The organism is Streptosporangium sp. NPDC006013, assembly GCF_040614275.1.
Lineage (GTDB): Bacteria > Actinomycetota > Actinomycetes > Streptosporangiales > Streptosporangiaceae > Streptosporangium.
Genome location: NZ_JBEXUE010000051.1, coordinates 1 through 13,959, shown reverse-complemented (window position 1 = coordinate 13,959; position 13,959 = coordinate 1). Strand labels below are relative to the sequence as shown.

The 13,959-nt window shown below is 70.5% G+C and carries 10 protein-coding genes; 4 read left to right on the top strand and 6 right to left on the bottom strand.

Features of this window, described 5'->3' with window-relative positions:
* Positions 1 to 22 precede the first annotated feature (22 nt).
* The 3 genes from ABZ260_RS11010 to ABZ260_RS11000 form a co-directional block, all read right to left on the bottom strand.
* Positions 23 to 1,942: an acyltransferase family protein gene (locus tag ABZ260_RS11010; protein ID WP_355615606.1), complete on the bottom strand. Its 1,920-nt coding sequence runs from the start codon at positions 1,940 to 1,942 to the stop codon at positions 23 to 25.
* A 419-nt stretch (positions 1,943 to 2,361) separates the two neighbouring features.
* Positions 2,362 to 3,966: an LCP family protein gene (locus ABZ260_RS11005; RefSeq protein ID WP_355615604.1), complete on the bottom strand. Its 1,605-nt coding sequence runs from the start codon at positions 3,964 to 3,966 to the stop codon at positions 2,362 to 2,364.
* Between the two features lie 156 nt (positions 3,967 to 4,122).
* Positions 4,123 to 5,583: a hypothetical protein gene (locus tag ABZ260_RS11000; RefSeq protein WP_355615602.1), complete on the bottom strand. Its 1,461-nt coding sequence runs from the start codon at positions 5,581 to 5,583 to the stop codon at positions 4,123 to 4,125.
* Positions 5,584 to 5,860: 277 nt separating this feature from the next.
* Here ABZ260_RS11000 and ABZ260_RS10995 point away from each other — a divergent pair, with 277 nt between their 5' ends.
* Positions 5,861 to 8,053, top strand: coding sequence for a hypothetical protein (locus tag ABZ260_RS10995; RefSeq protein ID WP_355615600.1), 2,193 nt, complete (start codon positions 5,861 to 5,863; stop codon positions 8,051 to 8,053).
* Positions 8,054 to 8,398: 345 nt separating this feature from the next.
* Here ABZ260_RS10995 and ABZ260_RS10990 read toward each other — a convergent pair whose 3' ends face one another.
* Positions 8,399 to 8,827: a hypothetical protein gene (locus ABZ260_RS10990; RefSeq protein WP_350951632.1), complete on the bottom strand. Its 429-nt coding sequence runs from the start codon at positions 8,825 to 8,827 to the stop codon at positions 8,399 to 8,401.
* Entirely contained in the window at positions 8,820 to 9,224 is a 405-nt protein-coding gene (locus ABZ260_RS10985; RefSeq protein ID WP_355615597.1) for a hypothetical protein, read from the bottom strand. Before ABZ260_RS10985 ends, ABZ260_RS10990 begins: the two co-directional genes overlap by 8 nt.
* 296 nt (positions 9,225 to 9,520) lie before the next feature.
* On the opposite strand from ABZ260_RS10985, the gene ABZ260_RS10980 reads away from it, so the two are divergent.
* Together ABZ260_RS10980 and ABZ260_RS10975 are read left to right on the top strand one after the other, a co-directional pair.
* On the top strand, positions 9,521 to 10,414 hold the full coding sequence (locus ABZ260_RS10980) for a glycosyltransferase family 2 protein (protein WP_350920740.1): 894 nt from the start codon (positions 9,521 to 9,523) through the stop codon (positions 10,412 to 10,414).
* Entirely contained in the window at positions 10,415 to 11,485 is a 1,071-nt protein-coding gene (locus tag ABZ260_RS10975) for a glycosyltransferase family 4 protein (protein ID WP_355615595.1), read from the top strand.
* A gap of 13 nt (positions 11,486 to 11,498) precedes the next feature.
* Here ABZ260_RS10975 and ABZ260_RS10970 read toward each other — a convergent pair whose 3' ends face one another.
* Positions 11,499 to 12,464, bottom strand: coding sequence for a lysylphosphatidylglycerol synthase domain-containing protein (locus ABZ260_RS10970; protein WP_355615593.1), 966 nt, complete (start codon positions 12,462 to 12,464; stop codon positions 11,499 to 11,501).
* A gap of 464 nt (positions 12,465 to 12,928) precedes the next feature.
* On the opposite strand from ABZ260_RS10970, the gene iscB reads away from it, so the two are divergent.
* Positions 12,929 to 13,959: RNA-guided endonuclease IscB (gene iscB / locus ABZ260_RS10965; protein WP_355615591.1), on the top strand; the 1,031-nt coding region annotated here is incomplete at its 3' end.

The following is a 13,959-nucleotide window of genomic DNA, read 5'->3' as shown; positions in this document are numbered from 1 at the left end:
AGCACCGGATGTGTTGAGTTAATTACCGGGGAACTGCCGCTGAACTCTCCTTGGCGGCGGGCGCGGCCTCGGTGGTGGGCGTGGCTTTGGCGGCGGGGGCCGAGGACGGTCGCCGGTAGAGCCATACCAGCCTGGGTTCGAGCATCCACTTGAAGAGTTTGCGGGTCTCCGGCAGGCAGAGCACGATGGCCAGGGCCAGCGAACTCGACGCGATCGCCGCCACGCCCAGCGGGCCGTACAGCCAGGGGAAGCTCAGCCAGCCCTGGTCCTTGGCGATGACCACCACGACGCCGTGGAGCAGGTAGGCGTACAGGGTGCGGGTGCCGAGGTCGGAGAACCAGGTCTCGCGGCGGGGCACCAGCGCGAGCACCGCGGCCGTCATGATCAGCGCCGCGACCAGCACGGCGGCGCGCACGCCGAAGCCCATCCACCAGGACATGTCCATGGCCTTGAAGCTGTAGCGGAAGTAGATCGGGGCGCGCGGGACGTGCGGCGCGATGAGGATCGCCACCCCGGCGGCCCCGACCAGGACGATCGCGGAGGTGATCTTGACCCAGGTGGGCTTGAGCAGGTCGAAGTGCTCGGGCTTGAGCAGCAGGCCGAGCACGTAGAACGGCAGCAGGCCGAAGAAGCGGTCGATGCTGAAGTCACCGGAGATCTCGGAGAAGCCCGCCGCCATGTAGATGACCACCGCGACCAGCAGCGGTTGCCGCATCCGGGTCCAGATGGGTGTGGAGATCCGCCAGAGGACCAGGGCCACCAGGTACCAGTTCAGCCAGGCCGGATCAATTATCGTCAGCGTCCACTTCTGGCCAAGCCCGTAGCGGAGCACCGCGTAGCCGATCTCCACGACCACGTACGGGATCAGCAGTGTGTCGACCAGCTTGTTGATCTTCGCGTTGGAGTGCCAGAAGTTGCGGCCCAGGTAGCCGCTGATCAGCACGAACGCCGGCATGTGGAACATGTAGATGAACAGGTACGCCGCGCTCGCCGAGTCCGCCTTCAGGGTGGGAACCAGCGAGTGGCCCATCACCACCAGGGCGATCAGGACGAACTTCACATTGTCGAGATACGGCTCGCGCTTCTTCTTGGCAGGGGGAGCCGCGGGCTCCTCCTCGACCTGCGACCCGCGCTCCCGCTCCGCCCGCAGCTCCTGCTCGGCCTGCGGGCCCTGGTTCCAGAACGAGGATTCGCTCTCCCGGTGGTTGTTCTCCCAGTAGGAGAAGGGGCGCTCGCTGCCCGCGGGCGGCGCCTGCCGGGGGGGCGTGGCGGTCTGCGGGTGCCCGGCGCCCGGGAACATCCCGGGACTCGCGGGCTGCCCGGGAGCCTGGGGCGATCCCGGGCCGGGCGCCTGGCCGGGTGCCTGGGGCTGGGGGGCGACGTAGGGGTGCGTGCCCGTCTGCGGCTGCGACACGGGCGGCGGGGCCCAGTCGGGCCGGGGGAGGGGCACCTGGGGGGCGCCCTGCGGGGAGGGGGCTTCCCTCACCCAGGACGGCTCCTGGGCCCACACCGCGCTCTCCTGGGCCCACCCGGTGCTCTCCTGAGCCCAGGTGGTGCTCTCCTGCGTCCAGGACGGGCCGTCCTGAGTCCACGGCTGGGGCGTCTCGCGGGCCCAGGTGGACTCCTGGGGCACCGGTTCGGGCTCCAGGGGCTTGGACAGGTCGAGCGGGTCGCCGGGGTAGGGCTCCCGATATGCCGGGTAACCGCCCCACTCGGTGACCTCGCCGGGGCTCTCCTCCTCCCGGGCGTTCCGGGTTTCGTGCCGGGACGGACGGCCGGTGGCCGGGCCACCGCCCGGCGGCTCCGGCCACGTGGGCTGGTGCCCGCCGGGCGGCTGCGCCTGGCCGGGCGTCGGCCACGGGGCGGGCTTCCGGCCCTGTCCGCCGTCGGAACCGCCGTCGTCCTGGGGGGCCGGCACCTGGAAGGGTCGGATGTCGCTCACGAGGGGAAGGCTCAGCTATCTGTCGGAGACCGGGGAGTAGTCGGGCAGACTGGCGGGGGCGCCCGGGGCGGGCCGGGTGATCGTTCGCCTCGCCGCCCCGACCACCCTAAACCGACTGTGAGCCCGCTGTCGCACACACGCACTCTGATTAGGGAGGTTCTCGGGTAATCGTGACTGTCCAAAATCCGGGAACGTCGGGTGCTCGCCGTTTTCCCGGGCGGTGGCGCTCCGTTGCCCGGTGTTGGCTGTCCGGTTCGCCCGGCTTGGCCGTGACACCCGGTCGTCCGGACGCCGTGGCCTCGCCGCGCGGCCCGGCCACGATGCCCGGCCACGAGATCCGGCCACGAGATCCGGCCGTGGCGTCCGGGCACGGTGCTCCGCCCGGACGCCCTCGCCCGGCCGCGTGCCGGGCGAGGATGTCAGGTGCAGGGGTTGGTCTTGCTGTCGACGACCTTGTCCGTGAGGGCGTCCGGGATCTTGGGAAGGGCCCGGACCCCCGGCCAGTCGGCACCGATGATCAGCTGGATGACCGGTCCGGTCGGGGCCTTGGCGCCGGGGGTGGCCTTGGCGGCCGTGGGCGGCGTGTACTTGTCGGTGGTGACCGGCTTGACCTTGCCCGCGACCGGGGCGCGCTTGTCGCCGGAGAGCCTGGCGGCCACCGCGTCGCCGTAGGCGGGGCCGTCCTCGGTGTCCTTCTTGGCGTAGCGCACCGCGGTGGTGGACACGTTGCCGGCCGCCGGGCGGGCGTTGCCGACGTGGGTGATCACGAAACCCTGCTCGGCCAGCTCGTCGGCCACCTGCTTGGCCCGGCCCGGCGTATCCGTGCCGTTGAACACCTGGAGCCTGACCTGCTCGCGGTTGACGGTCTTGACCTTGGTGTCCGGGGGCGGGGTGACCTCGGTGTCGCTCTTGATCGCGGCGAAGAGCTGGTTCGCGTACGGCTGCGTCCAGGCGACCCGGTTCGGGTCGTCCGGGTGCGGGCCCCACGGGACGGTGATCAGCTGGACGCCGCTCGCGGTCAGCTTCTGGGCGCTCTGCCCGATCTGGAACAGGGTGCCGGTGTCCTCCGCCAGGGCCTTGTCCATCCGGACCGACTTTGCGGTGGTCTGGATGAAGTTCAGCAGCTTGGTGGGGTCGGTCAGCAGCTCGCTGCTGGTGGCCTTCTTCACCACCTGACTGAGGAAGACCTGCTGGCGCTTGATCCGGCCGATGTCGCTGCCGTCGCCGTAGTTGCGCAGCCGGACGTAACCCAGCGCCTTCTCGCCGGCCAGCAGGTGCCAGCCGGCCGGGAGGGTGAGCTTGGACTTCTTGTCGTCGACCGGTTTGGTCAGGCAGATCCTGACCCCGCCGAGGGCGTTCACGATGTTCTTGAAACCGCTGAAGTCCACCTCGACGAAGTGGTCGATCCGGATGTCGGTGAGCGCCTCGATCGTGTCGATCGTGCAGGTGATCCCGCCCTCGTTGTAGGCGGCATTGATCATCTCGGTGCGGGCCGCCACCGGCGCGCCGGTCTCCGACTCGCAGGCGGGCATGGCGACCACCGAGTCACGAGGGAAGCTGACGAACGTCGCCTTGTCACGGTCGGGCGCGATGTGCATGAGGATGATCGTGTCGGTGCGCTTGCCCGCGTCGGCCATCTGCTGGCCGTACTTCAGGTTGTCGCCCTCACGGGTGTCGGAGCCCACGATCAGCACGTTGAGCGCGCCCGTGGCGTTCACCGGCCGGTTGTTGCTCAGCTTGTCGGTGAGGTCGATTACATTGAACCCGCTGAGCGTGTCCCGGTAGACCTTGTAGCCGCCCAGGGTGCTGAGCACCAGCAGGCCGGTCGCCGCGATGCCGGCCCAGGCGCCGATGCCGAGCCGCTTCTGTTTGCGGCCCCTGCCCTTCTTCGGCTGAGGCTGAACGTCCGGCGGCGGGGCCTGGGGGGGAGGTCCCTCCCCGCCCGCGCGCCGGGCCCCTCTGCGGCCGTGGGAGCCGGGCTCCGTCCGCTGGTCTCTCACGGAAGCCTGCCGGTGGTCGCTCATCCGATTCCCCTGCTTGGCGGCATCGTCCGGTTCTCGCGCAGCTCGCTCATCGCGCCCAGAGAGTAGATCACGAGGGGCGCGCCAGGAGACGTGATGATGCGAACTTGGCCAAGACCGCCCCCTGCCAGCGCCGTGATGATCCGGCGGCCAGCATACTCAAATGCGGACATTTAGTGGAATGTTACTGAAATTAGGTTTACGCACGGCCAGTGCCGCCGCGAGGCAGGCGGCGGGTACGGCCGGCAGGACGTACCGGTAGTCGAACTCCGCCACCGCGGGCGGCATCGCGAGCAACACCACCGCCACCGACCAGGGCAGCACCCACGCCGTGGTGTCCGGGCGGAACCGCCGGACGCACGCCGCCGCGGGCGGCAGCAGCAGGATCACCAGCACCGCCGCGCCGGGCAGTCCGGCGACGCCCTGGTAGGCACGGATCCAGCCCGCGTACGGTTCGACGATCCGGGTGGTGATCGGACCACGCTGGTAGCGCTCCGCGGCCTGGGCGCCCACGGTCGCCGGGTAGCGTCCGGGCGGTGCGGGCGGCGTCGCGGGGAACAGGTAGTAGTCGTAGATCTCCTGATCCGGGTAGACCGGGCGGTCCACCGTGAACGAGCGGGCCAGCTCCGAGGCGACCGAGCCCAGGTAGTCCAGCGGCTGGCTCCGGATCGCCAGCGACGCGAACCGCCCGGCCAGCGCGTCGTTCCCGCGGCTGAAGGTGATGCCGGGCAGCTTGACCAGCGGTGAGTCCTGCGCCCAGACGTACTCCTGCGCGGGCGGGCGCAGGGCGGGCGGGCGGGGGTCGCAGAGCACCGCCAGGTCCGGTGGCGGGCGCATCACGTCGCAGTCGGCGAAGGTCATCGTCTTGGCGTAGAGGAAGACCCCGTTCGCGCCCACGATGCCGATCCGCTGGTACGTCGCGTAGAACCAGGCCCCGTACCCGAGGATCGGCACCGTGGCGGCGGCGATCATCACCCCCGCCGCGGCCACCCGGCCCCGCTGCTTGAAGATCAGCCAGCCCGCGAAGAGCGCGACCAGCGGCAGCCCGACGGTTCTGGTCAGCGTGGCAGCCGCGAGCAGCAGCCCGATCCCGCACGCGGTACGCCATCCGACGGATCGGCGCACGGCCAGGCAGACCGCCGAGAGGACCAGGACCGTGAACAGGGTGTCGGAGACCAGCAGATGTTCCAGCTCGATCTGGTAGGCGTCCAGCAGGGAGGGGACGGACGCGAGCGTCGCGGCCCAGGTGGGCGCTCCCAGCCGCCGCGCGGTGAGATAGACCAGCACGCCGGCACCCAGCCCCAGCAGGTGCTGGGCCAGCGCGACGAAGGCGAAGTCGTGGAACGGTTCGAGCAGTCGCAGGAACATCGGGTATCCGGCCGGGCGGACCAGGTCGGGCCGGGGCTTCAACGCGGTGACGACGTAGGTGTAGGAGTCGGGGAACCAGAGCGCGGGCCGGTAGCCGAGCATGGCGATCACCCGCAGCGCGGCCCCCACGCCCAGCACGAGCAGGAACCAGCGGTGCTCGGAGAACCGGCGGCGGTCTGGGAACCGCCGCCTGCCGGGGAGCCGGCGACGTTTCGGGAACCCGCGAGGGACGGGGGAGCCGCCGTCGCTCATGCGGTGGTCACGAATCCCGGCCGAGTTCCGGTCACGGCCCCGCCGGGGCCACCGCGCGAGATCGCGGGTCGCCGAATCCGGCTGACACGCGTGGTCACCGTCCCCAGAGACCGGTGATGCCGCAGCCCCGCCCACCCGACCACTCTTCCCCCTTCTGACGCGCTGCGCGTACGCTACCGGCTTCCGCGCCAGGTGGGACGCCGGGCGGCACGGCACCGCCGTCCCGCGCGCCCGTGCCCGGCGCGGGTCTCGGTTGCCAGTACGCTCGGGTCGTGTCATGACCACCGGCTGGCTGGATCGTACGCGCAGGCCCTCGGCGGGCCCCTCGGCGGGCAAGGTGCTCGCCGTGGTCTCGGTCGTGCCCGCGCTCGTCCTGGCGGGCTGGCTGCTGGCCGGGCTGCCGCTGCTGCTGCTCGGCTGGTTCCGGCCGCTCGCCGCGGTCCCGCTGGGCCTGCTGGCCGCCGCGCTGCTCTGCCGGTACGGTCTGCGGCGCCTGCCGGAGACCATCCCGGCGACAGCGTGGCAGGTCACCGGGGTGATCGCGGTCGCACTGGCCTCGGGAGTCTTCAACGGCCTGTTCCGCAGCGAGCAGCTGATCGTCCGACGCGACCCCGCCACCTACGCGCAGTACGGCATCTGGCTGGCCAGGCACGGCTCGCTGCCCGTGCCCTTCCAGGAGCAGGCCTTCGGCGGCCTCGACCCGGCGCTCCACTTCGACAGCGTGGGCTTCTACGGCTTCGACGGCGCGGTCGTGCCGCAGTTCATGCCGGGGGCGCCGATGCTCCATGTGGTGGGCGCCTGGCTCGGTGACGTCGCCGGGCTGCTGCTGGTGCCGCCGGTGCTGGGGGTGGCGGCGGTGCTGGTGCTCGCCGGGGTCGTCGCCCGGCTCGTCGGGGCCCGCTGGGCGCCTCTCGCCGCCCTGGTCTTCGCCATCAGCCTGCCGATCCTCTACACCTCGCGGACCACCTTCAGTGAGATCCCGTCCCTGATCCTGCTCTTCGGCGGCCTCGCCCTGCTGTACGACGCCGAGGCCAGGCTCCGCTCCGGTGTCGCCGCCTCCCCGCCACCCGAGCCGCCGGGCGGTTCCGGCGCCTCCGGTGCCGGCCATCGGCCGCCCGATCCCTCAGGCACCGGCCCGGCGGCGATCCGCTCCGCGCGGACCGGGGCCGCCCTGGCGGGGCTGGTGTTCGGGCTGGCCGTCATGGTCAGGATCGACGGGCTGCGCGACGTGCTTCCCGTGCTCGCCTACGCCGGGCTGCTCATCGCCGTCCGCCGGGCCGGGAACCGCGACGGAGGACGGCTGGGCGTGCCGCTGCTCGGCGGGCTGGCGGTGGGGGCCGGGCTGGGCTTCGCCGCCGCCTACCTGCTCTCCCGCCCCTACCTGAAATACCTGTCGGGCTCGCTCATCCCGCTGCTGGCCATCTGCGGCGCGGTCGTGGTGCTCACCGTCGCGGTGGCGGCGCTCGCCCCCCGGCTCGCGGCGCCGCTGCGGCGTGCCGCCCGGATACCGAGGCTGCCCGAGATCGCCGGCGGCCTGGTCGTGCTGGTCGGGGTGGCCTTCGCGGCCCGGCCCTGGTTGCAGACCGTGATCCGGCCACCCGCCACCACCGAGGACCGGCTGACCGCCGACTTCATCGTCGGGGTCCAGCGGGTCAACGGCCTGCCGATCGACGGCTCCCGGCTCTACTACGAGAACTCGGCGTACTGGGTGATCTGGTACGTCGGGCTTCCCGCGGTGCTCCTGGCCACCCTCGCCGCGGCGCTGCTCGCGCGCAGGCTGGTGCGGGGGACGGCTCCGGAGTGGCTGCTGCCACTGGCCGTCATCGCCTGGACCACGGTCACCACGCTCTACCGCCCCGGGATCACTCCCGACCAGCCGTGGGCCGCCCGGCGGCTGGTCCCCGTCGTCATCCCCGGCCTGATCCTGCTGGCCGTCTGGGGCCTCGGCTGGTTACGGGATCGGGCGCGCGGGTCCGGGTACCGCCCGCCGGTCCGAAGGGGTCTCGCCACCGCCGGGGCGCTCCTCCTTCTCGTCCCTGTGGCGTTCGTCTCGGGGGGAACCGCCTTCACTCCGATCGAGCGCGGTGAGCGCGCCGCGGTCGAGGCGCTGTGCGCGGCCCTGCCCGCGCGCGCCTCGGTGCTCGTCGTCGAGCGCGTCACCGCCGCCCGCTTCACCCAGCTCGTCCGGAGCAGCTGTGGCCTGCCCGCCGCCCGGGTCACCCTCTACCGCACCAACGTTCCTCGGACGAGCGACGTCAGACGGCTGGTCACCCGGATCCGCGCGGCCGGTCGCGTCCCGGTCCTGCTGGCCGCCGAGGCCCGCCAGGTCTCCGGGTACGGCACCCCCGTCCACATCATGAACCTCCGCACCCGCCAGGACGAGCGCTCCCTCGTCGACCCCCCCAACGGCACCTGGTCCCTGGCCGCCGACGTCTGGATGACGGTGCCACGCGGGGAGCGGAAAGCCTGAATGACCCTGCCATCCCGGCCACCCCGGTGAGAAGCGTTGTGGGCACTCCCTCTCCGGATCTGGTTGGCCTAGCGGTACTTCCCGATGTGACCCGGCCCGCTCGGATCGCCAGGTGAGTCCGAGGAACCCGCTCTGTTGCCAGTGATCAAAGCTCAGGTGTTTGTGTCGGGATATGTAAATATCGGGTTATTGCGGCGAGCGGTGTGTTGAATGCGATGGTCTTTGCCGGGGCGGAAGCTCGTATGCCGGAACAATCAACAGGGCACGTACCGTCGACGTGGCGGTGGGGGAGGGGGCGTCCGAGGAGTGAGCGAGGACGACGAGGTCTCGGCCTTGTCGTCCTGGTCAACAGGCGGCGAGTAGGTCGATGGCGCGGACGGAGTCCGCCTTGCGGTTGATGGCCGTCGTCGCCGCTTTCACCGGAGCGCGGTCGCGCTGATGCTCTACGATCGCGGCCATCTCAAGCCCGTGGTCGATGGCCACTGCCGCAGTGAAGGATCTTGACCTGAGAATCCCGGTGAACAGTTTCTGCAGCTCGGAGGCTCCTCGCGCCTTCAGTATCTCTCGCCGCTCGCCTCGGGTGATCTCGGCGTAGGCCCAGAGGTTCGAGTTGCTTCCGTGGCCGTCCAGGCACTCGAAGAGGTAGTACTTCCTGTGCTGCTGGATGATCCCGGCAAGCGGAACGTCGTAGTGGTTCAGGACCTTGTCGATCTTCGCCGTGTCTGCCGGCAGCCACGGTTCAGCGCCGATCCGCAGATGGATCTGGTCACTCATCGTCGTCCTCCTTCCACACCGGCTCGCCGAAGCATTCGTTGAAGCGGGCACTGTCATCATCAGTCCATTCCCGCTTCGCGTCTAGATTTTCGACAGAGACGTGTACCTGATTCCACTCGTTTGGAGTGTATTCGACGCGAAATTTTGCCTCACGAAGGCGTCCCGCTGTGGTGTACCGCACTCCCTCGCCTTTGCGGGCGACGGCTCGGCGGTTGGGGAAGTTGGCGACGGCCTGGTCCACGGGAAGTTGACCCCGCATGAGCGAGACCGCGTTCTTGATATGTGGCTTGACGGGACGGTCCTTGAACGGCTTGCCTCTGACCGGCCGCTCCCGGTCCCCGTATTCGGTGAGGGCTTCATCGTTGGCGATCTTCTTGCGTCGCCCAAACCATCGCATGGTCGTGGATGGTAGGGCTTGATCGCATCAAGTGTGATCAGGACAATACTTTAAGTGATTAACGGCTGGTCTGTAGGGGATTTCCCTGGTGGCTTCGCGTCCGAAACGATGACCTGGAGTCCCATCGCTCCTTCGGCCGGCTCTCCCTCTCGTCGCCGTGGGTTCCGTATCCCCGAGATGGCGGCCGACACGGTTGGAAAGCCGTTCAGGGAATGTGATGTGCGCTCGGCTCCCAGCTGGGCAGAGTATCCTCGCCCGTCGGAGAGCATGCCCGAGAGCCTGAGAGTGGATCAGCTGTGGACGCAACACCGTACGTGACCATCGTCCTGCCCTGTTACAACGAGCAGGACCACGTCATCGCCGAGGTCGAGCGCATCTGCGAGGCGATGGACCACAGCGGATACACCTACGAGCTCGTGGCGGTCGACGACTTCTCCACGGACGAGACCCTGGCCAGGCTCGAAGAGGCCGCGCCGAGGTTTCCGAACATGCGGATCAGGGCCTTCCACCGCAACGGCGGCTCCGGCACGGTGCGCAGGATCGGCACCCAGGAGGCGCGCGGCGAGATCGTCGTGTGGACCGACGCCGACATGACCTACCCGAACGAGCGCATCCCCGAGCTCGTCCAGATCCTGGAGAAGGACGCGACGATCGACCAGGTCGTGGGGGCGCGGACCAGCGAGGAGGGCTCCCACAAGTTCCTCCGGGTCCCGGCCAAGTGGTTCATCCGCAAGGTGGCCGAGCGGCTGGCCGGGCAGAAGATCCCCGACCTCAACAGCGGGCTGCGGGCGTTCCGCAAGTCGGTCGCCAAGCCCTACCTGCGACTGCTGCCGCCCGGCTTCTCCTGCGTCACCACGATCACGCTGTCGTTCCTGTCGAACCAGCACGACGTCTACTACCTGCCGATCGGCTACAGCAAGCGGGCCGGCAAGTCGAAGTTCAGCTTCGTCTCCGACGCCTACCGCTACATCCTGCAGGTGCTGCGGATGGTCATGTACTTCAACCCGCTCAAGGTCCTCATGCCGCCCGCGCTCTGGCTGGTCGGCATCGGCCTGGTCAAGGGCGTCGTCGACATCGTCCGCTACGGGTTCTACCTGACCAGCAACACCATTGTGATCTTCATCTCCGGCCTGCTCATCGGCTCGCTGGCGCTGCTGGCCGACCTCATCGTGCGTTCCAGGAGCGAGTAGATGCGGATCGCCGTCGTCGGGCCGACGTACCCCTACAAGGGCGGCGGCGCCGCGCACACCACGGAGCTGGCCCACCGGCTGAGAGCGGCCGGGCACGACGTGGTGATCGAGTCGTGGCGGGCGCAGTACCCCTCCTTCCTGTATCCGGGACAGCAGACCGTCGACATCCCCGACGGCGAGCCGTTCCCGCACGTCCGGCGGGACCTCGACTGGCGCCGACCGGACGGCTGGGTCCGCGCCGGACGACGGCTGCGGAGCGTCGACCTGGTCGTCCTCGCCGTCCTCAGCCCGGTGCAGGTCCCGCCCTACCTGGGCATCCTTTCCGGCCTGGGGCGCAGGACCCGGGTCGTGGCGCTCTGCCACAACGTCCTGCCGCACGAGCGCAAGCCGTACGACACACCGCTGATGAAGGCGCTGCTGCGCAGGGTGGACGCGGTGCTCGTGCACTCCGAGCGGCAGGCCGCGCAGGCCCGCGAGCTGACCGCCGCGCCCGTGCGGGTGGCCGAGATGGCCCCGCATCTGCCATCGGGAAACGCGGGGCGCGGCCCCGCGGAGGGCGTGCACGACCGGCTGCTGTTCTTCGGCCTCGTCCGGCCGTACAAGGGGCTTGACCTGCTTGTCCGAGCGCTGCCCGAGGGCGTGTCGCTGCGGGTGGCCGGGGAGTTCTGGGGTGGCCAGGAGGAGGCGACGAGGGCGCTGGTCGCCGAACTCGGGCTGACCGGACGGGTGGAGCTGCGGCCGGGCTACGTGCCGGCGGCGGACGTGCCCGAGCTGTTCGCGGACGTGGACGCGCTGGTGCTGCCCTACCGGAGCGGAACGGCCAGCCAGCAGGTGTGGTTCGGCCACGAGCACGGGGTGCCGGTGATCGCCAGCCGGGCGGGCACGCTCGGGGACCACGTCACCGATGGGGTGGACGGGCTGCTGGTCGAGCCGGGGTCGGTGGAGGAGCTGCGCGCCGCGCTGGCCGCGTTCTACCGCCCCGGCGAGCCCGAGCGGCTCCGCGCCGGGGTCAAGGCGGTCGACCCCGAGCCGTACTGGACCTCCTACATCGAGGCACTGGTCTCGCGCTGAGCCGGGCCGGGTCTCAGGCGGTGCTTCCCCGTGTCGCCACGGGCTCGGGGCCTGCCTGCCGGCCGGGCTCCCCGGCGGGGCCAAAGGCCCTGCCCCACAGGAATCCGATCCCGGCCCAGCTCACGTCGGCGAGGGTGAACATCACCCTGGACACCACCGCGGCCACCAGCGCCCTGGGGGAGTCGAGCACCGGAGCCAGGGCGAGCACCATCGCCCCCTCGCGGACGCCGATCCCGGCGGGCACGACCACGGTGAGGATGCCCGTCGCCCAGGCCAGCGCGTACGCGCCGGTCGCCACCAGGTACAGGGAGTCGCCGGAGGCGCCCAGGTCCGCCATGGGGAGCAGCAGGTGGGGGCCGTAGGTCAGCCAGCCGGCCACGGTGAGGGCCACCGCGGTGAGCACGGCACGGCCGCTGAGCAGCCGGCCCTGTCCGAGCGGTTCCTGGCGGGCGATCCGCATGGCCAGGTTGAGGCCGAAGGTGAGCACTCCGGGGTGCAGGCAGACGGCGATGACGGGGATCAGCGCCAGCAGGTACCACGCCTGGGTCATGGTCTCGCGCAGGGTCACCGCCGCCACGACGAGGGCACAGCCGAGGGAGACCAGCACCGACAGGGTGATGGAACCGAACATGCGCCGGGGCGGGACGCGGTGGTCGCGGCCGAGCTCGATCATCGCGGCGTACGCCCAGACGCTGCCCGGCACGTACTTGCCGAGCTGGCCGATGAAGAAGATCCTCGCGGTGATCCCGAGGGGCAGCGGGGAGCCCATTCCGGCCAGCAGCGCCCGCCAGGCCAGCACCATGAGACCGATCCCGGCCATCACCGACAGGTAGGACCCGGCGAGCGACCACCAGGAGAGCTGCGAGATCGCGGCCACGGTCTCGTCGCGGTTCCTGGCCAGGCCGTAGCCGAGGAAACCCACCGCGACCAGCGCGAGCAGCACCCGGAGCAGGCGGCTTGACCGCAGTCGGCTGAGCATCCGCCAAGGGTACGACGCTCTCCTTACTCGGCGGTAGGGTCACCGGTCACCGGTACTCTTGGGCGGCGTGGTGGAGCGCCCGCGGGCGTCGTGCGCGGTCCGGCGCCCTCCGGAGGGGAAGTCCCGGCATCACGCGAAGGGGAAGAGGAGCGGTCAACGGCCCCCTCCTGACGGAGGGGGCTTGAGGTGCAGTAATGCGTTTTGAAGCCCCGCGTTGACCAGCCCTGGCCATCAGCTCAAGGAGGTGCGTTTTGATGGCTACGTTGAACACGAGATCGCAGACCCACCGGCAGGTGCTTCCTCAGCCTGCCGCTCTGGAATCCGTGGGAGCAGACACGCCCGAGGGTGGGCACGAAACGGCTCACGGACACCGCCTCGCAGCGGTACCTGGTGTTCAACCTGGGCGAGGGGAGATCGAGCGGACCGGCACCCGGCCTGCTCGGCGTCACCCCGAGGACGCTTCGGTGTCCGAGGGAGCGAACCGTGAGGTTCACCCCGTCGTGTTCGTCCTGGACCGCCGCGGCCACCCGCTCGACCCGTGCCACCCTGCCCGTGCCCGTCGCCTGCTGGCGGCCGGGCGGGCGGTGGTGGCCCGTCGCATCCCGTTCGTCATCCGTCTCAAGGACCGCGATGCGGCGACCTCGGCCGTCGAAGGCGTGCAGGTCGGTATCGACCCCGGCTCCAAGCACACCGGCCTGGTGGTGTTCACCGGCCAGGCCGGGAGCCGGGCCGGACGGTATGCGATCCGGCTCGACCACCGGGGCGCACTGATCCGCGACAAGCTCACCTCGCGGGCCGTGTACCGGCGAGGGAGGCGGTCGCGGAACCTGCGCTACCGCTCCCGGCGGTTTCTCAACCGCACCAAGCCGAAGGGGTGGCTCGCGCCGTCGCTGCGACACCGTGTCGACACCACCCTGTCGTGGGTGGCGCGGCTGACCCGGTGGGCGCCCGTGGCCGCCGTCCACGTGGAGCGGGTCTCCTTCGACACCCATGCCCTGTCGGCCGGGCGGCCGCTCGAAGGGGTGGAGTACCAGCGGGGCACCCTCGCCGGGTGCGAGGTGCGCGAATACCTGCTGGCCAAGTGGGGGCGCACCTGCGCCTACTGCGGCGCGAGCGGCGTACCGCTCAACCTTGACCATCTCCACCCACGCAGCCGGGGCGGCTCGGACCGGATCAGCAACCTGACCCTGGCCTGCGTCCGGTGTAACCAGGCCAAGAACGCCACCCCGGTGGAGGAGTTCCTCAAGGGCAGGCCCGCCCTGCTGACGAAGATCCTCCGGCAGGCGAAGGCTCCGCTGCGCGACGCCGCCGCCGTCAACGCCACCCGATGGGCGCTGTGGCGGGCACTGGAAGCGACCGGCCTGCCCGTTCACACCGCCTCGGGCGGTCGTACGAAGTGGAACCGCTCCCGCACCGGCGCCGCCAAGTCGCACACGTTGGACGCGCTGCACGTCGGCGAACTGGAGAGCGTGACCGCCTGGCCGTTCACGGTCCT

What these genes read in the sequence shown, in the direction of transcription:
- ABZ260_RS11005 (WP_355615604.1), bottom strand. Translation starts at nt 3,966, where the DNA reads ATGAGCGACCACCGGCAGGCTTCCGTGAGAGACCAGCGGACGGAGCCC.
- ABZ260_RS10970 (WP_355615593.1), bottom strand. Translation starts at nt 12,464, where the DNA reads ATGCTCAGCCGACTGCGGTCAAGCCGCCTGCTCCGGGTGCTGCTCGCG.
- ABZ260_RS11000 (WP_355615602.1), bottom strand. Translation starts at nt 5,583, where the DNA reads ATGAGCGACGGCGGCTCCCCCGTCCCTCGCGGGTTCCCGAAACGTCGC.
- ABZ260_RS10975 (WP_355615595.1), top strand. Translation starts at nt 10,415, where the DNA reads ATGCGGATCGCCGTCGTCGGGCCGACGTACCCCTACAAGGGCGGCGGC.
- ABZ260_RS10990 (WP_350951632.1), bottom strand. Translation starts at nt 8,827, where the DNA reads ATGAGTGACCAGATCCATCTGCGGATCGGCGCTGAACCGTGGCTGCCG.
- ABZ260_RS10995 (WP_355615600.1), top strand. Translation starts at nt 5,861, where the DNA reads ATGACCACCGGCTGGCTGGATCGTACGCGCAGGCCCTCGGCGGGCCCC.
- ABZ260_RS10985 (WP_355615597.1), bottom strand. Translation starts at nt 9,224, where the DNA reads ATGCGATGGTTTGGGCGACGCAAGAAGATCGCCAACGATGAAGCCCTC.